The organism is Massilia sp. BGA-UO-ETr-WB1 (assembly GCF_059567845.1).
In genome coordinates this window covers 116,890-138,743 of record NZ_JCAQOT010000021.1, presented here as the reverse complement: position 1 = coordinate 138,743, position 21,854 = coordinate 116,890, and the positions used below count along the sequence as shown (strand labels likewise).

Genomic DNA, 21,854 nt, shown 5'->3' with positions numbered 1-21,854 from the left:
GCTTAGCTCCGCTGGCCCGGCACGCTGGCCTTGGCGGTGGCGGACGCCGCTGCGGCCGGTGCGCCGGCCGGCGCGGCCAGCTTGACCCGGGCGCCCGGTTTCACCGCGTCCAGTTTGGCCACGATCACCTGCGCGCCCGGCTGCAGGCCCTCGGTCACTTCGGCGTAGCCGGTGTCCTCGTTGCGCAGGCCGAGGGTGACCGGCTGCGCCAGCACCTTGCCCTGGTCCACCTTGTACACCACCTGGCGGCCGCCGTCGCTGCGCAGCGCCTCCACCGGCACCAGCGGCATCACGGCCGAGCGCTCGGTGACGATGCTGCCCTTGGCGAACATGCCGCCCAGCAGGGCGCCGTCCTTGTTCGGCACCGAAATGTAGACCAGCATGGCGCGCGAGCCCTGCTCGGCGGTCGGATTGATGCGCGCCACCTTGCCGTGGAATTCACGTTGGAAGCCGTCCACCCGGAAGGCCACCTCCTGGCCCGCTTTCACACGCGGGATCTCCGAGGTCGGCACTTGCGCCTCCAGGGTCAGCTCGTCCAGGTTGACGATGGTGTAGACGGGCATGTCAGGCGCGACTTTTTCGCCCGCCTGAACATGGCGTTTGGAAACGACTCCGCTCATCGGCGCGCGGATCACGCTGTCGTTCAGCGCGATGCGGGCCATGTCCACCATGGCGCTGGCCGATTTCACGTTGGCCCGCGCCAGCTCCACGCCGTTGGCGGTGGTGTCGTAGGAAGTCGAGGAAATGTAGTTTTGCTTGAGCAGGGCCTGGCTGTTGGCGTGGTTGCGGCTGGCCATGGCCAGCTTGGCCTGCGCCTCGTCCAGCATCGCTTGCTGCTGCGTCAGGCGGGCCTGCAGGTCGGCCTGGTCCAGCCGCGCAAGCACCTGGCCCCGGGTCACGGCCATGCCTTCGCGCACCGTGGTTTCGCGCACTTCGCCCGACACCTTGGCCTTGATGGTGGCCTGGCTGATGGGGGCCAGCGAGCCGGACAGTGGCAGGCTGAGCGACAGGGCGCGCGCGTCGATGGCGGCCACGTCGGCGGCGGCCAGTTCGTACACGTCCGGGCCCTTGGGTTTCTTGTCGGCGGCGCTGTCCGCCGCTGCTGCCGGGGCCGGCGCCTTGCTGCGCGATTGCATGACGGTCCAGCCGCCGCCGGCCACGGCCAGCACGATCAGGGCCAGCGCCGGCGCGCGCCAGCGCTGGCCTGCCTTGTGGGCGGGCTTGGCGGCTTGGGCTGGCTGGGAGGGCAGGGGCAAGGTCTCTATTTTCATATTGTTTCTCTGGGAGGCCATTTTTGGATGTTGCCACTGTAGGGAATTTCAAGAGGCCGCACCACGCCGGTGCGACAAAGCGGCAAAAAAGGCAGCTGAACTGCAGAAAGCGGGGATGGAAGGTGCCGCGCGGTAGGTTGCGGGCCGCACGTTTGACGCAGCGCAATGCACCGGCCTTGGCCAGGGGGGAAGATGGCCGGAACGCCCCCAGCGGGCACAACCCGCAGCGAGGCCACCGTGGAGCCGCAACAACCCAACGAAGCGCCGGACCGGGCCGCGCCCGCCGGCGCCGCCGGCACGACGCCGGTGCCGATGCCGGACGCGCTCGACCTGATCTCCCGCCTGATCGACACCGTGGAGCCGTCCCAGTTGGTGGCCGTGCACTGCATGGACGAGGCGGGCAACGTGCTGTTCTGGAACAGCAGCTGCGCCGACCTGTACGGCATCCCCGCCGGCGACGCGATGGGCCGCCCGCTGGCCAGCCTGCTCAGCTACGAGCGCGCGGACGAGCACGCGCAGGCGCTGGCGGACGCCTGGCGCAGCGGGCGCGCCAATCCGGCCCGGGACTGGCAGGTGAGCACGGCGGGCGGGCGCCGGCTGTGGGTCAGCTCCACCCTGTTCCCGGTGGCGCAGGACGGCGTGGTGCGGCAACTGTTTTGCGTGGACGCCGACATCACCGCGCGCCGCCTGGAGGACGAGGCGCTGCGCGCGGCCGGCGTCAATTTCCTGCAGATGTATTTGCGCTCCAGCGACGCCATCCTGATGCTGCAGGGCGAGCGCATCACGGACCTGAACCCGGCCGCGCTGGCGCTGTTCAAATGCGGCAGCCGCGACGACATCGTGGGCCGCCGCCTGCGCGATTTTTCCACGCCGCAAACGCCGCAGGGGGCGGACATGCCGGCGCTGCCCGGCATGGAGGATTACGGCCACAGCGACGGCAGCCTGCGCTACGACTGGCGTTTCCACGACTGCGCCGGCCAGGCGTTCTGGGCCGAAGTGCTGATGACCTCGATCTCGCTGGACCACGGCTACCTGTTCTACGTGGTGGTGCGCGACATCGGCGCGCGCAAGCAGGCCGAGCGCACGCTGCACCTGGCGGCCCAGGTGTTCGAGAACTGCCGCGACGCCATCGTGCTGACCGACCGCCACCGCAACATCATCGCCGTCAACCGCTCGTTTACGCTGATCACCTGCTACGCGGCCGAGGAAATGCTGGGCCGGCCGCTGCAGTTGCGGCGCAGCGGCGTGGAGCCGGACGATTTCCAACGCCAGGTGTGGCAGGAGATGGACGCCACCGGCCACTGGCAGGGCGAAGTGAGCTGCCGCCGCAAGAGCGGCGGGCTGTTCCCCGGCTGGCTGTCGCTGACCACCATCCGCGACAGCGCCGACCAGGTCAGCAACTACATGGGCATGCTGTCCGATATCACGGACCGCAAGCGCAGCGAAGACCACACCCGCCACCTGGCCGAGCACGACTTCCTGACCGACTTGCCGAACCGGGTGCTGCTGTTGGACCGGCTCAGCCTGGCGCTGGCGTCGGCGCGCCGCAACCACACCATGCTGGCCATCCTGTTCATCGACCTGGACCGCTTCAAGGAAGTCAACGACACGCTGGGCCACCAGGTGGGCGACGAGCTGCTCAAGGAGATCGCCGCGCGGCTGGTGAAATGCGTGCGCGGCGCCGACACCGTGAGCCGCCAGGGCGGGGACGAATTCCTCATCATCCTGGCCGACATCGGCGGCGTGGACCAGGCCGCGCACGTGGCCGGCAGCGTACTGAGCGCCATCGGCCAGCCCTTCCAGCTGGGGCCGCACGCGCTGCACGTGTCCGGCTCCATCGGCATCAGCATCTACCCCAACGACGGCGACGGCATCGAGCAGCTGGTCAAGAACGCGGACGTGGCCATGTACCACGCCAAGGAGAGCGGGCGCAACGGCTTCCAGTTCTTCAACGCCGAGATGCACGCCCAGATCGCCGAGCGCGTGCAGATGGAAAACGGCTTGCGCCAGGCCTTGCGCGCGCAGGAGTTCGAACTGGCTTTCCACGCCGAGCTGGACATCGCCAGCGGCGCGCCGGTGGGCGTGGAGGCGCTGCTGCGCTGGCGCCATCCCGAACTGGGGCTGCTGCGCCCGGAACGCTTCATGTCCGCCGCCGAGGACGCCGGCTTGATGATTCCGATTGGCAATTGGGTGCTGCAGCAGGCCTGCCGCAGCGCCCAGCGCTGGCGCCAGGCCGGCTTCCAGCTGGTGGTGGCGGTCAACCTGTCGGCGGCGCAGTTCGCGCAAAAGAGCTTGCTGGCCAGCGTGCGCGGCGCGCTGGCGCAGTCGGGGCTGGAGCCGTCCTGCCTGGAGCTGGAGCTGACCGAGGCCATCATCATGAAGGGCGGCAGCGCCGCGCACGACACGCTGCAGGCGCTGCACGGCCTGGGCGTGCGGCTGACCATAGACGATTTCGGCACCGGCTATTCGCGGCTGGGCTATCTGAAGGACTATCCGGTGGACAAGCTGAAGATAGACCAGTCCTTTGTCCGCACGCTGGACGGCAACACGGCGGTCATCACCGCCATCGTGGCCATGGCGCGCAGCCTGGACATGGTGGCCATCGCGGAAGGGGTGGAAACGCGCGAGCAGCTCAACTTCCTGCGCAGCGTGGGCTGCCACCAGTACCAGGGCTACCTGGCCGACGCGCAAGTGCGGGGCAGCGCGCTGGGGGCGCTGCTTGCTTCAGCCTGAGCTAGCGCAGCCGCAAGCGCACCAGCACCTGCCCGTGGTCCGAGGTCTCGGGCCGCTGCTGGCTCAGGTGGTCGTTCATATACGCCACGTCGTACACGGCGCCGATGGCGCGCGGCGAGTCCGGGTGGAATTCCTCGGACACCAGCACATGGTCGATGGTGCTGTAATGGCCCTCGTGCACGGTGGTGTAGCCCACCTGCCGCAAATGGTCCTGGCGCATCTGGATCTGGGCGCAGTCGAACATGCGGCCGCGCAATTCCTCGCCCGGCTCGCAGGACGGATTGGCCCCCAGCACGATGGTGGTGGTGACGGCGTCGGCGGTGTCGTTGAAGTCCCCCATGACGATGCAGGGGCGCTTGCCGTCCTTCATCACCTTGCTCAGCAGCACGCGCAGCGCCACCGCCTCGGTGCCGCGCCAGACCAGCGAGCGCAGGTTGGCCAGCGCGAAGTGCAGCGGGTCCTCGCCGCAATCGTCGCGCCGGTAGTCGGGGCGGCGCGATTTCAGGTGCACCACCACCACGTCCACCACGATTTCGCTGTGCAGCACCACCTGCGCGTGCAGCGGCGCGCGCGCGAAGCGGTCCGAATCGGGGTTGCCGGAGTCGGACACCACGCCTTGCGGGAACTCGGCGTACACTGCGGGCGGCGCCGCCAGCGGCAGGCGCGACACCAGCGCCACATTGGGCGTCAAGCGGGTGGCGTGCGGGTCCGGGTCGAAACCGGCATGGATGGCGTTGCGGTACTTGCGGGTGCGGGACAGCACGTCGCGCAGCGCGGCCTGCGAAAAGATCTCCTGGAAGCCAACCACGTCGGCGTCGAGCTGGTCCAGCTGCTGCGCGGTCCACTCCACCTTGGCCTCGTATTCCTGTTCAGAAAGAGGCGGCAGGTTATCGTACAATTGAACGCCCGGCGGGGCGAGATTGCAGACGTTGAAGGTGGCAAAGCGAATTTCTTCCCGCATAACGAAACTCCTATTCAACGGTTAGCGTATCACGGCATGGCCAAAAAAGAGCATATTTCGGAAACCCCGGCGACCCAGATGCTGCGCAAGCACAAGGTGGCGTTCTCCGAACACCCTTACGACTACGAGGAACATGGCGGCACCACGGTGTCCGCGCGCGAGCTGGGCGTGGACGAGCACGCCGTTGTGAAAACGCTGGTGATGCAGGACGAGGCGGCCAAGCCGCTGATCGTGCTGATGCACGGCGACTGCAAGGTCTCGACCAAGAACCTGGCGCGCGGCATCGGCTGCAAGTCGGTGGAGCCATGCAAGCCGGAGGTGGCGCAACGCCATTCCGGCTACATGGTGGGCGGCACCTCGCCGTTCGGCACCAAGAAGGCGATGCCGGTCTACGTGGAGGAATCCATCCTGGCGCTGGAGACGATTTATATCAATGGCGGGCGGCGCGGCTACCTGGTGGGTATCCGGCCGCAGGTGCTGCTGGATTTGATTTCCGCCAAACCCGTGCATTGTGCGCTGGCTGATTGACGGCCGCTTGTTGTATAGTCACCAGCCGCGCCGCATTGGCGGGCAAAAAATAGAACAAGAAGGGTACGTATGAATACAGCACTGATGACAGTGGCCATGGCCGTGGGCGCCTACCTGCTGGGCTCGATCTCGTTTGCCGTGGTGGCGAGCAAACTGTTCGGCATCGCCGACCCGCGCACCTACGGTTCCAAGAACCCGGGCGCGACCAACGTGTTGCGAAGTGGCAACAAGAAAGCCGCCATCGCCACCCTGATCGGCGACGCCGCCAAAGGCTGGCTGGCGGTGTGGCTGGCGGTGCGCTACCAGGAGCAGCTGGGCGTGGGCGACATCGCCATCGCGCTGGTGGCCATCGCCGTGTTCCTGGGCCACCTGTGGCCGGTCTTCTTCCGCTTCGTCGGCGGCAAGGGCGTGGCCACCGCCGCCGGCGTGCTGCTGGGCCTGAACGTCTGGCTGGGCCTGGCGACCCTGGCGACCTGGCTGGTGGTGGCCTACGCCTTCCGCTACTCGTCGCTGGCCGCGCTGGCCGCCGCCGTGTTCGCGCCGTTCTATTACGGCTTGCTGTTCGGCATCGACGCCATCCTGATCGCCGTCGCGGCCATGAGCATGCTGCTGCTGTTCCGCCACAGCGCCAACATCTCGAACCTGATGGCCGGCAAGGAAAGCCGGATCGGCAGCAAGAGCGCCGACGCGGCCAAAACGGCCAGGAAGAAGTAAGCGTTGAAATAGCCGGTGGCGGCCCCATCTCGCAGGGATACATTCTGCGAGGCCGCCATGACCACCCCCATCAAAATCGACTTCGTTTCCGACGTTTCCTGCCCCTGGTGCGCCGTGGGCCTGAACGCGCTGGAAACCGCGCTGAAAAACATCGGCCCGGACGCGGCCCCCGCGCTGCACTTCCAGCCCTTCGAACTGAACCCCAACATGGGGCCGGAAGGGCAGGACATCACCGAACACATCACCCAGAAATACGGCGCCACGCCGGAGCAGCAGGAACAGTCGCGCGCCATGATACGGCAGCGCGGCGCCGACGTCGGCTTCGACTTCGCGATGGGCAAGCGCAGCCGCATCTACAACACCTTCGACGCGCACCGCCTGCTGCACTGGGCCGGCGTGGAAGGCGATGGCAAGCAGCGCGCGCTGAAGCACGCCTTGTTCACCGCCTACTTCACCGAAGGCGAAGACCCGAGCTCGCACGCCGTGCTGCAGGCGGCCGCCGTCAAGGCCGGGCTGGACGCGGAAGGCGCGGCGGCCGTGCTGGCCTCGGACCGGTACGCCGCGGAGGTGCGCGCCGCCGAGCAGTTCTACCAGGGCCAGGGCATCAACTCGGTGCCGGCCGTCATCATCAACGACCGCCATTTGATCTCCGGCGGCCAGCCGGCCGAACTGTTCGAGCGCGCGCTGCGCCAGATCATGGCCGGCGGCTGAGCCTTGCCGCCGGAGCGCCGATTTGCTGCCAGCCCGGGGTTGCGCTAAACTTGTCTATGTAGCACCGAAGCTTATAGACTAGACAAGCGCAACGACGCTACGAAGGGAAGGCTCATGCTGGCCGTAGAGAACATACATCCGCTAGGCACACAACCATTCAGCTGTGCAATCCCGCCGGACGACGGCCGCCGTGTGGCAGCGCTACAGCGCTACCACATGCTGGACGCCCCCGCCTGCGAAGAACTCACCTTCCTCACCGAGCTGGCCGCGCAGCTGTGCGGCGTGCCGTACGCCGCGCTCACGCTGGTGGACGCCGGGCTCGCCCGGGTCAAGGCCGCCACCGGCCTTGCGCTGGACACGCTGCCGCGCGAGCAAAGCTACTGCTCGCTGGCCGTGCTGGGCCAGCAAGCCACCGAGATCGACGACCTGGCCGCCGACCCGCGCACCGCCCACATGCCGCTGACGGCGAGCGCGCCCGGCATGCGCATGTACAGCAGCGCGGCGCTGATCACGCCGGACGGCTACGCCATCGGCGCCCTGAGCGTGATGGACGTCAAGCCGGGCCGGCTGGAGCGCGCACAGGCGCGCAGCCTGCGCCGCCTGGCCGCCCAGGCCATGGCGCTGCTGGAGGCGCGCGCCACCCGCTACGCGCTGCAGGCGGCCCGGGACCAGCTGGCCGAACTGGCCACCACCGACGAACTGACCGGCCTGCACAACCGCCGCGCGCTGCTGGGCAAGCTGACCTTCGAAGTGGCGCGCACGCGCCGCTTCCGCACGCCGCTGTCGGCGCTGGTGATCGACCTGGACGGCTTCAAGGCCGTCAACGAGCGCCACGGGCACGACGCGGGCGACCTGGTGCTGGCCAACGTCGGCCGCCTGGTGCGCGAGAGCGTGCGCGTCATCGACCTGGCCGGGCGCTACGGCGGCCAGGAAATCTGCGTGCTGTTGCCGAACACGCCGAAGGAAGGCGCGCTCAAGCTCGCCGACAACCTGCGCGGCAAGATCGCCGCGCAGATCCACCGTGAGGCCGGGCGCTTGCTGCCGGTCACGGCCAGCATCGGCGTCGGCTCGTTCAACCACATGGACATCAACGACGGCGACAGCCTGCTGCGCGCGGCCGAACAGGCGCTGGCGCGGGCCAAGGCCAACGGGCGCGACCGGGTAGAAAGCTAATTCAGCTCACAGGAGGCAGCCATGCCGAAAGCAATCTGGAACGGCGAAGTGATCGCCGAAGCGAACGACGACGAAGTGCAGATCGTGGAGAACAACGTCTACTTCCCGATCGAAAAAGTCAACGACGAGTACCTGCAGGAAAGCGTGCACACCACGGTGTGCCCATGGAAAGGCACGGCCAACTACTACCACCTGGTGGTGGACGGCAAGGTCAACGAGGACGCCGCCTGGTTCTACCGCCACCCGTCCGACAAGGCGCAGCACATCAAGGACCACATCGCCTTCTGGCACGGCGTCGAGGTGCAGCGCTAGTGCGCGGGCTACCAGCCGGGCCCTGCCCGCAACGCGCAGGCGCTGCCGGAAGCGCTTGCGCTGCGCGAGGCCCGGCCGCACCGCGCCGCCTTGAGCAGTTTTTCGCCGGAGTTTAATGGATAACATCACCCACACCGTCGTCGGCCTTGGCGTCGGCGAACTGGTGCAGCGCAGCCTGCCCGCAGAACCGGACCAAGCGGGCCAGCGCACGCGGCACCGCCTGCTGCTCACCGCCTGCGCCGCCGCCAGCAATTTCCCCGACCTCGACCTGTTCCTGACCCGGCTGCTACCCGAACCGCTCGGCTACTTGCTGCACCATCGCGGCCACACCCACACCCTGCTGTACGAAGTGCCGCAAGCGCTGCTGCTGGTGGCGCTGCTGTGGCTGCTGTGGCCGAACGCGCGCGCGCTGCTGCGGCGCAGCCGGCACGCCCGGCTGGGGCTGGGCGCGGCCGTCGTGCTCGGCTTCCTGCTGCACCTCGGCATGGACTTCCTGAACTCCTACGGCGTGCATCCGTTTTACCCGTTCGACGGGCGCTGGTTCTACGGCGACATGATTTTCATCATCGAACCGGTGTTCTGGGTCGCCTTCGGCGTGCCGCTGATCATGGCGGTCGGCGTGCCGTGGCTACGCTGGCTGATGCTGACCGGGCTGGCGGGCGTGCTGTGCTATTTCGCGTCGCGCGGCTTCCTGGGGGCGGTCTCGCTGGCCTTCCTGCTGGCGCTGGGCGCCGGGCAGGCCGTGCTGAAGGCGGCGCGGCGCCGCAGCCGGCGCGCGATGGCGCTGGCGCTGCTGGTCTGCGTTGGCTTCGTGGCCGCGCAAGGCGTGGCCAGCGCGCTCGGGCGCCAGCGGGTGCAGGCCGCGCTGCAAGCGGCCGATCCGCAGGCCCGCATCCACGACGTGGCCATGACCGCCTTCCCCGCTCAGCCCCTGTGCTGGGCTTTCGTATCGGTCGAAGCCAACGAGGCGGCCGACAGCTACCGCCTGCGGCGCGGCCTGGTCAGCCTGGCGCCCGGCTGGCTGCCGCCGCAGCAATGTCCGTCCGGCCTGCTGGACCCGCCGCCGCACAGCGCCGCTGTGCCCGGCATCGAGCTGTACGGCCAGGTGAGCGGCAGCCTGGCCGAACTGCGCAGCCAGAACGCCGCCAACTGCTGGCTGGCGGCCTGGCTGCGGTTCGCGCGCATGCCCGCCATCGTGGACGGCGTCGCCAGCGACATGCGCTTCGCCACCACCCCGCGCGGCAACTTCACCACGCTGGACCTGGCCGCCACCGCCGGCCGCGCCTGTCCCGCCGGCGTCCCCGCCTGGACGCCGCCGCGCGCCGGCCTGCTGGCCCGCTGAGATTGCCGGGCTGCTGCGGGCTGGCCGGTTCAGGCCGCCTGCTTCAGCACGTCGTCGTGGTCGGTGGACAGCGACAGGCCGATCCACTCGCCCAGCTCCTGCTCGACGAAGCGGTTCTTCTCGCGCACCATGCGCACCGTGTCGCTGCCCAGCATCAGGCGCACCGGCGGCCGGGCCGAGTCGGCCAGCTTCAGGATGGCCAGCGACAGCTTGCGCGGGTCGCCCGGCTGCTTCAGGCTGATGCTGGCGGCCAGCGTGCGCATCGCGCCCACGGTGCCGGCGTAGTCGTCCAGCTGCGCGCCGGTGGACACCAGCGAATTCCCTTCCAGGAATTCGGTGCGGAAGTAGCCCGGCTCGACCACGGTGACGTGGATGCCCAGCGGCCGCACTTCCTCGGCCAGCGCCTCGCTGATGCCTTCCACCGCGAACTTGGTGGAGCCGTACACGCCCCAGCCGGCCGCCGCCGTGTAGCCGCCCACGGACGACATGTTCATCACGTGGCCGCTGCCCTGGCGGCGCATGTGGGGCAGCACGGCGCGGGTGACGTTGAGCAGGCCGAACACATTGGTCTCGTACAGCGCGCGCACCTCCTCGGCGCTGGCTTCCTCGACCGCGCCCAGCAGGCCGTAGCCGGCGTTGTTGACCAGCACGTCGATGCGGCCGAAGCGGTCCACGGCGGCGCGCGCGGCCAGCACGGCGGCCGCTTCCTGCGTCACGTCCAGCCGCACGGCCAGCAGATTGGGGTGTTCGCCCAGCGCGTCGATCACGGATTGCGGGTTGCGGGCGGTAGCGACCACGCTGTCGCCGCGCGCCAGCGCGTCTTTTGCCATCAGGACGCCGAAGCCGCGGGATGCACCGGTAATAAACCATACTTTGGACATGTTGTTCTCCTTTGAGAGGTGGTGGGGTGTTGATGAAGGCAAGTTTAGGCCGCCCACCTCTGCTACACTAGATAGCGTAAAGGCGTTTGATTTTCATCTCTTGGTTGTAAATGGATACTTCCCGCGTCATCACGTTGTTCATCGCCGTGGTCCGCGCCGGCAGCTTCAGCCAGGCGGCGGCCGAACTCGGCCTGTCGCCGCAGGCGGTCAGCAAGGCGGTGCGCCAGCTGGAGGGCAACCTCGGCGTGCGCCTGTTCCACCGCACCACGCGCAGCCTGAGCCTGACTGAGGAGGGCCAGCGCCTGTTCGAGCTGGCCAACCCCGGCCTGCGCCTGCTGGACGAGGCGCTGGAGCATGTGCGCAACAGCCGCAAGGACATGGACGGCATGATCCGCGTGGCCGCGCCCACCTCCTTCGGCAGCCACATGCTGATCCCGCTGGTGCGCGACTTCCAGGAGCTGCATCCCGGCGTGCAGTTCGACCTGCTGCTGGAAGACCATTTCACGGACCTGATCGAAGCCAAGATCGACGTCGGCTTCCGGGGCGGCAACCCGCCCGAGCGCAACCTGATCTCGCGCCGCATCGGCGACATCGGCCTGTATATCTGCGCCGCGCCGCGCTATATCGAGCTGCACGGCGCGCCGCGCACGGTGGACGAGCTGGCGGCGCACCGCTGCACCGGCTTCCGCCAGCCCAACACCGGCCGCCTGGTGCCGTGGGAGCTGCACATCGACGGCGGCACCGTCTATAAAGACATTCCCACCGTGGCCAGCTTCAACACGGTGGAAGGCGAAGTGCAGGCGGTGCGCGACGGCATCGGCATCGGCCAGCTGGCGGCCTACATGGCCGAAGCCGACATCGCCGCCGGCCGCCTGGTGCACCTGCTGCCCGGCACGGTCACCGTCAACAGCGGCGTCTATATGTATTACCAGCAGCGCACCCAGATGCCGCAGCGCGTGCGCCAGTTCATCGATTTCGCTTCGGAGCGCGCCCCCGGCCTGTTCCCGAAGATCAAACTACACGAGCGGGGTCAGTTCCGGCATCGCGACACGAGCTCAAGCGCATAAGGTTGAGCTCGTGTCGCGATGCCGGAACTGACCCTGGCTGAAGACTCTGGCTGAAGACTGAGATTCTGGGAGGGGTATGGACCGTTTGCATTTGATGGGGGTGTTCGTCGCCGTGGGCGAGGAGCAGAGTTTCGCCGGCGGGGCGCGCCGCCTGGGTATGTCGCCGCCGGCCGTCACGCGCGCCATCGCCACCCTGGAGGAGCGCCTCGGGGTGCGCCTGCTGGACCGTAGCACGCGCCATGTGCGCGTGACCGAGGCCGGCCAGCGCTACCTGGACGACGCGCGCCGCATCATCGCCGAGGTCGACGAGGCCGACGAGGCGGCCGCCGGCAGCAACGCCGCGCCGCGCGGCCACCTGTCGGTGACGGCGCCGGTGCTGTTCGGCCGCCAGTACATCACGCCCGGCATCGTCGAGTACCTGCGGCGCTATCCGGGCATGGAGGTGAGCGCCATGTTCGTCGACCGCGTCACCAATATGATGGAGGAGGGTATCGACGTGGCGGTGCGCATCGGCGAGCTGCCCGATTCCAGCCTGCGCGCCGTCACCGTGGGCCAGGTGCGGCGCGTGATCTGCGCCTCACCGGCCTACCTGGCCGAACACGGCACGCCGGCCACCCCCGAGGCGCTGGCGCAGCACGTCATCGTGATGTCGTCCGGCTCCAGCACGCCGCCGGACTGGCGCTTCGCCAACGCCGGCCGCAGCCAGTCGCTGCGCTTCAAGCCGCGCCTGGTGGTCAACAGCAACGACGCGGCCATCGAGGCGGTGCGGCGCGGCTTCGGCATCACGCGCCTGTTGTCCTACCAGGCCGAGGCGCTGCTGGCTTCCGGCGAGCTGACTTTGTTGTTGGAGGAGTACGCCACGCCCGGCGTGCCGGTCAGCATCGTGCACCGGGATAGTCGCCAGGGCTCGGCCCGCATCCGCAGTTTTGTCGACCTGATGGCCGGCCGGCTGCGCGCGGAACCCATTTTGGTGCCCGCCGCCTAAGCCATTCTGGCGCATGCCGTGTTGCGGTGCGCCTGCTTTTGGTGCGCCGCACAATGTCGGTGCTGAAAATACACTTCGTTCCCCGCCAGGCCGCATAAAGCCCCGTGTTTGGCCGTTCCGTGGCCTGGCACAGCTATTGCAAAGCTAGTGTCAGGGCAGGCGTCCGCTTGCCGCAAGTCACAAACTAGCATGGGGATATGATGGACAGCAAAATCAGCTTGATACGCCGCAGCCTGTTGAAAGCCGGCGCCGCCACTGCACTCTCCGGCCTTGCCACGCAAGGGGCCTGGGCAGCCGGCTCGGACAAGCCTGAAAAGGAAGAAGTCAAAGTCGGTTTCATTCCGCTGACCGACTGCGCATCGGTGGTGATGGCGTCCGTGCTGGGCTTCGACAAGAAGTACGGCATCAAGATCGTGCTCAGCAAAGAGGCTTCCTGGCCCGGCGTGCGCGATAAGCTGGTCAATGGCGAGCTGGACGCGGCGCACGTGCTGTACGGCCTGATCTACGGCGTGCACCTGGGCGCGGGCGGGCCGAAAAAAGACATGGCCGTGCTGATGAACCTGAACCACAACGGCCAGGCCATCACCCTGTCGAAAAAGGTGTCCGACAAGGGCGCGGTGGACGGCCCCTCGCTGGCCGCGCTGATGAAGAAGGACCCGCGCGAATACTCCTTCGCGCAGACCTTCCCCACCGGCACCCACGCCATGTGGCTGTACTACTGGCTGGCCAGCTACGGCATCAACCCGATGAAGGACGCCAAGATGATCACGGTGCCGCCGCCGCAGATGGTGGCCAATATGCGCATCGGGAATATGGACGGCTTCTGCGTGGGCGAGCCGTGGAACCACCGCGCCATCGTGGACGGCATCGGCATCACCGCCACCACCACCCAGGAGATCTGGCGCGACCACCCGGAGAAGGTGCTGGGCACCAGCGCCGAGTGGGTGAAGAAGTATCCGAACACGGCGCGCGCGCTGACCGCCGCCATCATCGACGCCGGCCGCTGGATCGACGCCTCGCTGTCGAACAAGATGAAGATGGCCGAAACCATCGCCGACAAATCCTATGTGAACACCTCGGTGGACGTGATCAACCAGCGCATCCTGGGCCGCTACCAGAACGGCCTGGGCAAGACCTGGGACGACCCGAACTCGATGAAGTTCTACAACGACGGCGCGGTGAACTTCCCCTACCTGTCGGACGGCATGTGGTTCCTCACGCAGCAGAAGCGCTGGGGCCTGCTCAAGGCCGAGCCGGACTACCTGGCGGTGGCCACGCAGATCAACCAGATCGACGTGTACAAGGACGCCGCAGGCATGGCCAAGGCGGCCGTGCCGAAATCGCCGCTGCGCAGCGTCAAGCTGATCGACGGCACCATCTGGGACGGCAAGAATCCGAAGGCCTACGCCGATTCATTCAAGATCAAAGCATAAGGAGCAGCCATGAGCGCAGTTCTGCACAATATCGCCGCCGTGCCCGCAGCCGCGGCCGCCGCTGCCAACGACGAGGCGCCGCCCAAGCCGGCGCGCAGCGAGCGCATCGCCGCCAAGGGCATCAAACTGGAATCGGGCAGCGCCCGCATGCGGCCCTTCGTGATGAAGTATCTGCCGCCCGTGATCGGCCTGGCGCTGCTGGTGCTGGCGTGGCAGATCCTGGCCTCCAAGAACAGCAGCTTCCCCACCCCGTGGGCCACCTGGGAAGAGGCGGTCAAGCTGTTCTCGGACCCGTTCTACCGCAAGGGCCCGAACGACCAGGGCATAGGCTGGAACGTGCTGGCCTCGCTGCAGCGCGTGGCCATCGGCTTCGGCCTGGCGGCGCTGGTGGGCATCCCGCTCGGCTTCATCATCGGCCGCTTCAAGTTCATGTACGGCATGTTCAGCCCCATCATCAGCTTGCTCAAGCCGGTCTCGCCGCTGGCCTGGCTGCCGATCGGCCTGCTGGTCTTCAAGGCCGCCGACCCGGCCGCCATCTGGTCGATCTTTATTTGCTCGATCTGGCCGATGATCATCAACACCGCCGTCGGCGTGCAGCGCGTGCCGCAGGATTACATGAACGTGGCGCGGGTGCTGAGCCTGTCGGAATGGAAGATCGTCACCAAGATCCTGCTGCCCTCGGTGCTGCCCTACATGCTCACCGGCGTGCGGCTGGCCATCGGCACCGCGTGGCTGGTGATCGTCGCGGCCGAAATGCTGACCGGCGGCGTGGGCATCGGCTTCTGGGTCTGGGACGAATGGAACAACCTGAACGTGCCGCACATCCTGATCGCCATCGGCGTGATCGGCATCGTCGGCCTGTTGCTGGAATGGGCGCTGGTGTCGCTGGCCAAAGCCTTCACCTACGAACAAGTGGAGAACTGATATGAGCGCGAACAAATTCATCGACATCAGCAACGCCGACATGGTGTTCAACACCAAGAAGGGCCAGTTCCACGCGCTGGCCAACGTCAGCCTGACGGTGGAGCAGGGCGAGTTCATCACGCTGATCGGCCATTCCGGCTGCGGCAAGTCCACCCTGCTCAATTTGATCGCCGGGCTGACCACCGCCACCGGCGGCACCATGATCTGCAACGGCCGCGAGATCGCCGGGCCGTCGCCCGAGCGCGCGGTGGTGTTCCAGAACCACTCGCTGCTGCCGTGGCTCACTTGCTACGAGAACGTCTACCTGGCGGTGGAGCGCGTGTTCAGCGCCAAGGAGAGCAACAAGCAGCTGCAGGAGCGCACCTGGGCCGCGCTGGCGCTGGTGGGCCTGACGGCGGCGGCGGGCAAGCGTCCCAATGAAATCTCGGGCGGCATGAAGCAGCGCGTCGGCATCGCCCGCGCGCTGGCGATGGAGCCGAAAGTGCTGCTGATGGACGAACCGTTCGGCGCGCTGGACGCGCTCACCCGCGCGCACCTGCAGGACGAGCTGCTGCGCATCGTGGCTGCCACCGGGTCGACGGTGGTGATGGTGACGCACGACGTGGACGAGGCGGTGCTGCTGTCGGACCGCATCGTGATGATGACCAACGGCCCGGCCGCGACCATCGGCGACATCGTGCAGGTGCGCCTGGCGCGCCCGCGCGACCGCCTGGCGCTGGCGCAGGACCCGCTCTACATCGACTACCGCACCAGCGTGCTGGAGTTCCTGTACCACCGCCAGGGGCGGCCGGCGCAGAAGGCCGCTTAGATCTCTTTGAGTTCGTCCAGCGGCCAGCGCGGACGCACGTTGAAGGAGTAGTCCTTCTGCGCTGCGTCCGGGTTGATCATCAGGCGCATGGCGCCGGCGAAGGCGATCATGGCGCCGTTGTCGGTGCAGAATTCCAGTTCGGGGTAGTAGACCTTGAACCGCTTCTTGGCTGCCGCCGCGTTCAGCGAGGCGCGCAGCTGCGCGTTGGCGCCCACGCCGCCGGCGATCACCAGCCGCTTCAGGCCGGTGTGCTTGAGCGCCGACACGCACTTGGCCGTCAGCACTTCCACGATGGCGTCGACGAAGCCGCGCGCGATGTCGGCCTTGTCTTGCTCGCAGATATTGGCGATCACTTTCTCTTCGTGGTTCTTCACCACCGTCAGCACCGCCGTTTTCAGGCCGGAGAAGCTGAAGTTGAAATCCTTGGTGTGCATCATCGGGCGCGGCAGCTTGTAGGCCGCCGGGTCGCCGAATTCGGCCAGGCGCGAAATGGCCGGCCCGCCCGGGTAGCCCAGGCCCAGCAGCTTGGCCGACTTGTCGAACGCTTCGCCGGCCGCGTCGTCCAGCGTTTCGCCCAGCAAGGTGTACTGGCCCACGCCGTCCACCCGCATCAGCTGCGTATGGCCGCCCGACACCAGCAGCGCGATAAAGGGGAATTCCGGCGGCTGCGAAGCCAGCAGCGGCGACAGCAAATGGCCCTCCAGGTGGTGCACGCCCAGCACCGGCTTGTCCAGCGCCATGCCCAGGCTGCAGGCGATCGACGAACCGACCAGCAGCGCGCCGGCCAGGCCGGGGCCCTGCGTGTAGGCGATGGCGTCGATGTCGGCCAGCTGCTTGCCGGCGCCGGTCAGCGACTGCTCCAGCAGCGGGATGGCGCGCCGGATATGGTCGCGCGAGGCCAGCTCGGGCACCACGCCGCCGTACTCCTCGTGCATGGCGACCTGGGAATACAGGGCATGGGACAGCAGGCCGCGCTCGGTGTCATACAGAGCCAGGCCGGTTTCGTCACAGGAGGATTCAACGCCGAGAACGATCATTGGAACAGTGCAAAGTGAAAGGGGAATCCGCCATTGTAATGGAAAGCGGGCGCAGGCCGCACCAAAGGGGCCCCGCGCCGCACCGCCGCAGGGCGCAGCCCACAGCGGACTGAGCCGCATTCGGGACTCGGCGTCCCCGTCCGCCCCCGAATGCGGCTCAGTCCGGCAGGGTGGCATCGGTCTTGCTTTATGGGACTTATGCAACCGAAGGAGCCCACGCCATGGCCGAATACTGGAAACTGATCTGCAAGCTGAAGGACATCCCGCCGCAGGGCATGCGCCTGGTGCCGCGCGGGCTGGCGTGGCAGGAGCTGCCCGGCGTGGCGGTGATACGCACGCTGGACGACCAAGTGTTCGCCATCCTCGACGGCGGCGCGCGCCATTACGCCGTCAAGCTGGAGGACGGCAAAATTTTCCTGGACCTGAATGAACTGAACGCCCCGGCCAGCCGCGCGGAGGCGGCGTTGGCGGGGGCGTTCGGGGTCGCCCCGCACGTGGGGGCGAATTCCTGGACTTGATGTCTTACGGACGCTTCAGCAGCTCGGCATGCGCCTTGCGCAGCATGTCGGCGGTGGTGTCCCAGTCGATGCAGCCGTCGGTCACCGAGCAGCCGTATTTCAGCTCGCCCAGGTCGGCCGGGATCTTCTGGTTGCCGGCCACGATGTTCGACTCGATCATCACGCCCACCAGCGACTGGTTGCCGTGCGTGATCTGGTTGACCACGTCCGTCATCACCAGCGGCTGCAGTTCCGGCTTTTTGTAGCTGTTGGCGTGCGAGCAGTCCACCACCACGTTGGCCGGCAGCTTGGCCTTGGCTAGCGCCTGCTCGGCGATCGCCACCGACACCGAATCGTAGTTCGGACGGCCGTCGCCGCCGCGCAGCACCACGTGGCCGTACGCGTTGCCGCGCGTGCGCACGATGGACACGTTGCCTTCGCTGTTAATGCCCAGGAAGGCGTGCGGATTGGCCGCCGACAAAATCGCGTTGATGGCGATGCCGATGTCGCCGTCGGTGCCGTTCTTGAAGCCCACCGGGGTCGACAGGCCGGACGACATTTCGCGGTGCGTCTGCGATTCGGTGGTGCGGGCGCCGATGGCGGTCCAGGCGATCAGGTCGCCCAGGTACTGCGGCGAGATCGGGTCCAGCGCCTCGGTGGCGGTGGGCAGGCCCAGCTCGCACACGTCGAGCAGGAACTGGCGCGCCTTTTCCATGCCGACGTCGACGCGGAACGAGTCGTCCATGTCCGGATCGTTGATATAGCCCTTCCAGCCGGTGGTGGTGCGCGGCTTCTCGAAATACACGCGCATTACCAGCAGCATGGTGTCGGCCACTTCGGCCTGCAGCGCCTTCAGGCGGCGCGCATAGTCCAGGCCCGCCACCGGGTCGTGGATGGAGCAGGGGCCGACCACCACGAACAGGCGCTTGTCCTTGCGGTCCAGGATGGCGCGCAGGTCGGCGCGGCCCTGCATCACGGTGGCCGACGCGGCGTCGGTCAGCGGCAGTTTCGCGTGCAGCGCCGCCGGGGTCGGCATGGACGCGAAGTTGGTAACGTTTACGTTTTCGATATCTGGCGAGATCATGATTCGGTGCCTCAACTCTGTATTTTGATCAGGGGAACCTGCAAGTGTAGCCGAAATGCAGGATTCATGCGGGCTGCGGCTTGGTGTAAGCTCTCGCTCTATGACTACACATGCCAACCCCTACCCAGCCGCTCATTTCATCAAGGAAATCGGACGCGGCAAAAAGGGCGCGCGCAGCATGACGCGCGCCGACGCCAACGAACTCTACCAAGCCATCCTGGACGGCCGCGTGTCCGACCTGGAGCTGGGCGGCATCTTGCTGGCCATGCGCATCAAGGGCGAATCGGTGGACGAGATCGCCGGTTTCCTGGACGCGGCCGAAGCCTCCTTCACGCCGCTGCAAGCGCCGCCCGGCGCCTGCGCCCCGGTGCTGATCCCCACCTATAACGGCGCCCGCAAGATGGCCAACCTGACCCCGCTGCTGGCGCTGCTGCTGGCGCGGGAGGGCGTGCCGGTGCTGGTGCACGGCGTGCCGCACGACCTGGGCCGGGTGGCCACGGCCGAGGTGTTCGCCGAGCTGGGCATCCACGCCGCGCGCGACCACGCCGAGGCCGAAGCGGCGCTGGCGGCCGGCAAGGTGGCCTTCATCACCATCGACGCGCTGGCGCCCAAGCTGGCGCACATGCTGTCGCTGCGGCGCATCCTCGGCGTGCGCAACTCCACCCACACGCTGGTGAAGATGATGCAGCCCTTCGCCGGCCCGGCGCTGCGGCTGGTGTCCTACACCCACCCCGAATACCTGGAAATGCTGGGCGAGTACTTCAGCACGGCGGCCGCGCCCGAACGCGGCCACGCCTTCCTGATGCGCGGCACCGAGGGCGAGACCGTGGCCAACGCCAACAAGGGCCAGCGCATCGACTGGTTCCACGACGGCGAGCGCACCGTGCTGGTGGAAAAGCAGCTGACGGCCGAGCAGGAAGTGGTGCTGCCCGAGGACAAGAGCGCGGCCGCCACCGCCGCCTGGATCGCCGCCGTGCTGCGCGGCGAGCAGGCCGTGCCCGCTTCGATCGCCGAGCAGGTGGCCCAGTGCGCCAAGGTGGCCCGCAGCCTGTAGGCGGGGGGCGCCGGCCCCGGCAGGGTACAATGTCCGGTTTTGAAGCGGAATCGGAGCAGTTATGGCGAAATTTGATGTGGCAGTGATCGGCGCGGGCGCGGCGGGAATGATGTGCGCGGCCGAGGCCGCCAAACGCGGGCGCCGCGTGGTGCTGATCGACCATGCCGCCAAGCTGGCCGAGAAGATCCGCATTTCCGGCGGCGGGCGCTGCAATTTCACCAATATCAACGCCGGCCCGGCCAATTTCCTGTCGGAGAACCCGCACTTCTGCAAGAGCGCGCTGTCGCGCTACACCCCGTCCGACTTCGTGGCGCTGGTGAAAAAGTACCGCATCGCCTTCCACGAGAAGCACCGCGGCCAGCTGTTCTGCGACGACTCGGCCGAGCGCATCATCGACATGCTCAAGGCCGAATGCGCGGCCGGCGACGTGCACTGGCGCATGCCGTCCAAGGTCGGCAGTGTCGAGCTGCTCGACGACGGCAGCTACTTCCTGGTCACCGACACCGGCGACATCGAATGCGACAGCGTGGTGATCGCCACCGGCGGCCTGTCGATCCCGAAAATCGGCGCCTCCGGCTTCGGCTACCAGATCGCCGAGCAGTTCGGCCTGCGCATGGTGGCGCCGCGCCCGGCGCTGGTGCCGCTCACCTTCGACGCCGAGACCTGGGCCCCGTTCGCGCCGCTGTCCGGCATTTCGCTGGAGGTGGACGTGGAAACCGGCACGCTGAAAGGCCGCAACCCGGACGGCGCCCGCTTCCGCGAGGACTTGCTGTTCACCCACCGCGGCCTGTCCGGCCCGGCCATCCTGCAGATTTCCAGCTTCTGGCGGCCGGGCGCGCCCATCGTCATCAACCTGCTGCCGGAAATGGACGTGGCCCAGGAACTGATCGAGGGCAAGCAGACCGTCAAGAAGCAGCTCGGCAACGTGCTGGCGCAATGGCTGCCGGCGCGCCTGGCAGAAGGCTTGCTGCAGGTGCACGGCCTGGCCGCCGACACCCGCCTGGCCGACATGCAGGACGCCACGCTGCGCAAGCTCGGTTCGGCCATCAACCAGTGGACCATCACCCCCAACGGTTCCGAAGGCTACCGCAAGGCCGAGGTGACCCGGGGCGGGGTGGACACGCGCGAACTGTCGCAGCAGACCATGATGGTGAGCAAGGTGCCGGGCCTGTACTTCATCGGCGAGGCGGTGGACGTGACCGGGTGGCTGGGCGGCTACAATTTCCAGTGGGCTTGGGCTTCGGGTGTGGCGGCGGGCCAGGCAGTCTGATATCATTGCATTCCCGGCGTGTGCTTTCCGCCCGGAGTCAGATGTTGGCAGGACGAAAAGGTTGCTCAAAAACAGACAGTTTCCATGCGAAACGGGCCTGGTGAGCCGGTTTTCCGTCCAAAGGTCTTCCCAATTTGGCCGAATACTGCTAATATCTTTATCTTCCTAAAATCTAACGGTTTGAATTTTTACATGACCACTATCCGCCTTAAAGAAAACGAGCCGTTCGAAGTCGCAATGCGTCGCTTCAAGCGCACCATCGAAAAAACCGGCCTGCTGACCGAACTGCGCGCACGCGAGTTCTACGAGAAGCCAACCGCAGAGCGCAAGCGCAAGCTGGCAGCTGCCGTGAAGCGCCACTACAAGCGCATCCGCAGCCAGCAACTGCCTAAGAAACTGTTCTAAGACTGACACTTCAGGATAGCCCGGCAGTACGGCGTCGCGCCGCGGGGTATTCTGTCCAGTCGTATACCCGCTCCGGTTCGCCGCAGCGGGTTTTCGCATTTTTGCGCCACATTTTTCCCTGTGAGGAACGAGCATGAGCTTAAAACAACAGATTTCCGATGACATGAAGGCCGCCATGCGCGCCAAGGAAGCCGGCAAGCTGGCCACCATCCGCCTGATGCTGGCCGAGATCAAGCGCAAGGAAGTGGACGAGCAGATCGAGGTGACGGACGAGCAGGTGGTCGCCATCATCGACAAGATGGTCAAGCAGCGCAAGGATTCGATCACCCAGTTCGAAGCCGGCGGCCGCCAGGACCTGGCCGACATTGAAAAAGCCGAGCTGGTGGTGCTGCTGGCCTACAAGCCGGCCGGCCTGTCGGACGAAGTGGTGGCCGCCGAAGTGGCCGCCGCCGTGGCCGCGTCGGGCGCCGCCGGCCCGCAGGACATGGGCAAAGTGATGGCCATCCTGAAACCCAAGCTGGCCGGCAAGGCCGACATGGCGGTGGTCTCGGGCTTGATCAAAAAAGCGCTGACCCCTGCGTAATTCGCCATCGCGCCGCCGCTTGATCCGCCTCAACCCGGATCGGCGCGCGGCGGTATAGCCTCTGATGTAGAACAAGACTGA

22 protein-coding genes are annotated in these 21,854 nt (G+C 67.2%); 17 read left to right on the top strand and 5 right to left on the bottom strand.

The window, feature by feature from the left end:
• Positions 1 to 2: 2 nt before the first annotated feature.
• A complete protein-coding gene (locus tag AC56DV_RS05275; RefSeq protein ID WP_496313257.1) occupies positions 3 to 1,271 on the bottom strand; it encodes an efflux RND transporter periplasmic adaptor subunit in 1,269 nt (422 codons plus the stop codon).
• A gap of 192 nt (positions 1,272 to 1,463) precedes the next feature.
• On the opposite strand from AC56DV_RS05275, the gene AC56DV_RS05270 reads away from it, so the two are divergent.
• Positions 1,464 to 4,004, top strand: a complete 2,541-nt coding sequence (locus tag AC56DV_RS05270; RefSeq protein WP_496313256.1) for a sensor domain-containing protein — start codon at positions 1,464 to 1,466, stop codon at positions 4,002 to 4,004.
• 1 nt (position 4,005) lies between these two features.
• Here the strand turns inward: AC56DV_RS05270 and AC56DV_RS05265 are convergent, their stop codons facing one another.
• A complete protein-coding gene (locus tag AC56DV_RS05265) occupies positions 4,006 to 4,965 on the bottom strand; it encodes an endonuclease/exonuclease/phosphatase family protein (RefSeq protein WP_496313255.1) in 960 nt (319 codons plus the stop codon).
• A gap of 36 nt (positions 4,966 to 5,001) precedes the next feature.
• Between AC56DV_RS05265 and ybaK the strand changes: the two genes are divergently transcribed.
• From ybaK to AC56DV_RS05235, 6 genes are all read left to right on the top strand, one after another.
• A complete protein-coding gene (gene ybaK / locus AC56DV_RS05260) occupies positions 5,002 to 5,493 on the top strand; it encodes a Cys-tRNA(Pro) deacylase (RefSeq protein ID WP_496313254.1) in 492 nt (163 codons plus the stop codon).
• Positions 5,494 to 5,562: 69 nt separating this feature from the next.
• Positions 5,563 to 6,207 (top strand): glycerol-3-phosphate 1-O-acyltransferase PlsY, encoded by a 645-nt coding sequence (plsY, locus tag AC56DV_RS05255; protein ID WP_496313253.1) that lies wholly within the window; start codon positions 5,563 to 5,565, stop codon positions 6,205 to 6,207.
• A 57-nt stretch (positions 6,208 to 6,264) separates the two neighbouring features.
• Positions 6,265 to 6,918, top strand: a complete 654-nt coding sequence (locus tag AC56DV_RS05250) for a DsbA family oxidoreductase (RefSeq protein WP_496313252.1) — start codon at positions 6,265 to 6,267, stop codon at positions 6,916 to 6,918.
• A gap of 192 nt (positions 6,919 to 7,110) precedes the next feature.
• Positions 7,111 to 8,091, top strand: coding sequence for a sensor domain-containing diguanylate cyclase (locus AC56DV_RS05245; RefSeq protein WP_496313251.1), 981 nt, complete (start codon positions 7,111 to 7,113; stop codon positions 8,089 to 8,091).
• Positions 8,092 to 8,112: 21 nt separating this feature from the next.
• Positions 8,113 to 8,403, top strand: coding sequence for a DUF427 domain-containing protein (locus AC56DV_RS05240; protein ID WP_496313250.1), 291 nt, complete (start codon positions 8,113 to 8,115; stop codon positions 8,401 to 8,403).
• Between the two features lie 115 nt (positions 8,404 to 8,518).
• Positions 8,519 to 9,745: a metal-dependent hydrolase gene (locus AC56DV_RS05235; RefSeq protein WP_496313249.1), complete on the top strand. Its 1,227-nt coding sequence runs from the start codon at positions 8,519 to 8,521 to the stop codon at positions 9,743 to 9,745.
• Between the two features lie 29 nt (positions 9,746 to 9,774).
• Here the strand turns inward: AC56DV_RS05235 and AC56DV_RS05230 are convergent, their stop codons facing one another.
• Positions 9,775 to 10,626, bottom strand: a complete 852-nt coding sequence (locus tag AC56DV_RS05230) for an oxidoreductase (protein ID WP_496313248.1) — start codon at positions 10,624 to 10,626, stop codon at positions 9,775 to 9,777.
• A gap of 110 nt (positions 10,627 to 10,736) precedes the next feature.
• Here AC56DV_RS05230 and AC56DV_RS05225 point away from each other — a divergent pair, with 110 nt between their 5' ends.
• From AC56DV_RS05225 to AC56DV_RS05205, 5 genes are all read left to right on the top strand, one after another.
• The gene (locus AC56DV_RS05225) at positions 10,737 to 11,693 is read left to right on the top strand and encodes a LysR family transcriptional regulator (RefSeq protein ID WP_496313247.1); all 957 of its coding nucleotides are present in this window, start codon (positions 10,737 to 10,739) and stop codon (positions 11,691 to 11,693) included.
• 76 nt (positions 11,694 to 11,769) lie between these two features.
• Entirely contained in the window at positions 11,770 to 12,678 is a 909-nt protein-coding gene (locus tag AC56DV_RS05220; RefSeq protein WP_496313246.1) for a LysR family transcriptional regulator, read from the top strand.
• Between the two features lie 197 nt (positions 12,679 to 12,875).
• Positions 12,876 to 14,111 carry a CmpA/NrtA family ABC transporter substrate-binding protein gene (locus AC56DV_RS05215; protein ID WP_496313245.1) on the top strand — a complete coding sequence of 412 codons (1,236 nt, stop codon included), beginning with the start codon at positions 12,876 to 12,878 and terminating at the stop codon, positions 14,109 to 14,111.
• Positions 14,112 to 14,273: 162 nt separating this feature from the next.
• Entirely contained in the window at positions 14,274 to 15,035 is a 762-nt protein-coding gene (gene ntrB, locus AC56DV_RS05210) for a nitrate ABC transporter permease (protein WP_496313821.1), read from the top strand.
• A gap of 1 nt (position 15,036) precedes the next feature.
• Positions 15,037 to 15,843 carry an ABC transporter ATP-binding protein gene (locus tag AC56DV_RS05205; protein ID WP_496313244.1) on the top strand — a complete coding sequence of 269 codons (807 nt, stop codon included), beginning with the start codon at positions 15,037 to 15,039 and terminating at the stop codon, positions 15,841 to 15,843.
• On the opposite strand, the gene tsaD is transcribed toward AC56DV_RS05205, so the two are convergent.
• The gene (tsaD, locus tag AC56DV_RS05200; protein WP_496313243.1) at positions 15,840 to 16,880 is read right to left on the bottom strand and encodes a tRNA (adenosine(37)-N6)-threonylcarbamoyltransferase complex transferase subunit TsaD; all 1,041 of its coding nucleotides are present in this window, start codon (positions 16,878 to 16,880) and stop codon (positions 15,840 to 15,842) included. The genes AC56DV_RS05205 and tsaD overlap by 4 nt on opposite strands.
• 221 nt (positions 16,881 to 17,101) lie before the next feature.
• On the opposite strand from tsaD, the gene AC56DV_RS05195 reads away from it, so the two are divergent.
• On the top strand, positions 17,102 to 17,398 hold the full coding sequence (locus AC56DV_RS05195; RefSeq protein WP_496313242.1) for a Rieske (2Fe-2S) protein: 297 nt from the start codon (positions 17,102 to 17,104) through the stop codon (positions 17,396 to 17,398).
• A 4-nt stretch (positions 17,399 to 17,402) separates the two neighbouring features.
• On the opposite strand, the gene AC56DV_RS05190 is transcribed toward AC56DV_RS05195, so the two are convergent.
• Positions 17,403 to 18,461, bottom strand: a complete 1,059-nt coding sequence (locus AC56DV_RS05190; RefSeq protein WP_496313241.1) for a 3-deoxy-7-phosphoheptulonate synthase — start codon at positions 18,459 to 18,461, stop codon at positions 17,403 to 17,405.
• Positions 18,462 to 18,561: 100 nt separating this feature from the next.
• Between AC56DV_RS05190 and ybiB the strand changes: the two genes are divergently transcribed.
• The 4 genes from ybiB (at position 18,562) to AC56DV_RS05170 (ending at position 21,773) form a co-directional block, all read left to right on the top strand.
• On the top strand, positions 18,562 to 19,515 hold the full coding sequence (ybiB, locus tag AC56DV_RS05185) for a DNA-binding protein YbiB (RefSeq protein ID WP_496313240.1): 954 nt from the start codon (positions 18,562 to 18,564) through the stop codon (positions 19,513 to 19,515).
• 61 nt (positions 19,516 to 19,576) lie between these two features.
• A complete protein-coding gene (locus AC56DV_RS05180; RefSeq protein WP_496313239.1) occupies positions 19,577 to 20,785 on the top strand; it encodes a BaiN/RdsA family NAD(P)/FAD-dependent oxidoreductase in 1,209 nt (402 codons plus the stop codon).
• Between the two features lie 192 nt (positions 20,786 to 20,977).
• Positions 20,978 to 21,190, top strand: a complete 213-nt coding sequence (gene rpsU, locus AC56DV_RS05175) for a 30S ribosomal protein S21 (protein WP_008451879.1) — start codon at positions 20,978 to 20,980, stop codon at positions 21,188 to 21,190.
• Between the two features lie 133 nt (positions 21,191 to 21,323).
• On the top strand, positions 21,324 to 21,773 hold the full coding sequence (locus tag AC56DV_RS05170) for a GatB/YqeY domain-containing protein (RefSeq protein ID WP_496313238.1): 450 nt from the start codon (positions 21,324 to 21,326) through the stop codon (positions 21,771 to 21,773).
• The last annotated feature ends 81 nt before the right edge of the window (positions 21,774 to 21,854 follow it).

Coding starts and splice junctions, on each gene's coding strand:
- AC56DV_RS05235 (WP_496313249.1), top strand. CDS start 8,519: ATGGATAACATCACCCACACCGTCGTCGGCCTTGGCGTCGGCGAACTG.
- AC56DV_RS05275 (WP_496313257.1), bottom strand. CDS start 1,271: ATGAAAATAGAGACCTTGCCCCTGCCCTCCCAGCCAGCCCAAGCCGCC.
- AC56DV_RS05205 (WP_496313244.1), top strand. CDS start 15,037: ATGAGCGCGAACAAATTCATCGACATCAGCAACGCCGACATGGTGTTC.
- ybiB (WP_496313240.1), top strand. CDS start 18,562: ATGACTACACATGCCAACCCCTACCCAGCCGCTCATTTCATCAAGGAA.
- AC56DV_RS05170 (WP_496313238.1), top strand. CDS start 21,324: ATGAGCTTAAAACAACAGATTTCCGATGACATGAAGGCCGCCATGCGC.
- AC56DV_RS05265 (WP_496313255.1), bottom strand. CDS start 4,965: ATGCGGGAAGAAATTCGCTTTGCCACCTTCAACGTCTGCAATCTCGCC.
- AC56DV_RS05195 (WP_496313242.1), top strand. CDS start 17,102: ATGGCCGAATACTGGAAACTGATCTGCAAGCTGAAGGACATCCCGCCG.
- plsY (WP_496313253.1), top strand. CDS start 5,563: ATGAATACAGCACTGATGACAGTGGCCATGGCCGTGGGCGCCTACCTG.
- AC56DV_RS05180 (WP_496313239.1), top strand. CDS start 19,577: ATGGCGAAATTTGATGTGGCAGTGATCGGCGCGGGCGCGGCGGGAATG.
- AC56DV_RS05240 (WP_496313250.1), top strand. CDS start 8,113: ATGCCGAAAGCAATCTGGAACGGCGAAGTGATCGCCGAAGCGAACGAC.
- AC56DV_RS05270 (WP_496313256.1), top strand. CDS start 1,464: ATGGCCGGAACGCCCCCAGCGGGCACAACCCGCAGCGAGGCCACCGTG.
- AC56DV_RS05250 (WP_496313252.1), top strand. CDS start 6,265: ATGACCACCCCCATCAAAATCGACTTCGTTTCCGACGTTTCCTGCCCC.
- AC56DV_RS05190 (WP_496313241.1), bottom strand. CDS start 18,461: ATGATCTCGCCAGATATCGAAAACGTAAACGTTACCAACTTCGCGTCC.
- AC56DV_RS05230 (WP_496313248.1), bottom strand. CDS start 10,626: ATGTCCAAAGTATGGTTTATTACCGGTGCATCCCGCGGCTTCGGCGTC.
- tsaD (WP_496313243.1), bottom strand. CDS start 16,880: ATGATCGTTCTCGGCGTTGAATCCTCCTGTGACGAAACCGGCCTGGCT.
- rpsU (WP_008451879.1), top strand. CDS start 20,978: ATGACCACTATCCGCCTTAAAGAAAACGAGCCGTTCGAAGTCGCAATG.
- AC56DV_RS05225 (WP_496313247.1), top strand. CDS start 10,737: ATGGATACTTCCCGCGTCATCACGTTGTTCATCGCCGTGGTCCGCGCC.
- ybaK (WP_496313254.1), top strand. CDS start 5,002: ATGGCCAAAAAAGAGCATATTTCGGAAACCCCGGCGACCCAGATGCTG.
- ntrB (WP_496313821.1), top strand. CDS start 14,274: ATGAAGTATCTGCCGCCCGTGATCGGCCTGGCGCTGCTGGTGCTGGCG.
- AC56DV_RS05220 (WP_496313246.1), top strand. CDS start 11,770: ATGGACCGTTTGCATTTGATGGGGGTGTTCGTCGCCGTGGGCGAGGAG.
- AC56DV_RS05215 (WP_496313245.1), top strand. CDS start 12,876: ATGATGGACAGCAAAATCAGCTTGATACGCCGCAGCCTGTTGAAAGCC.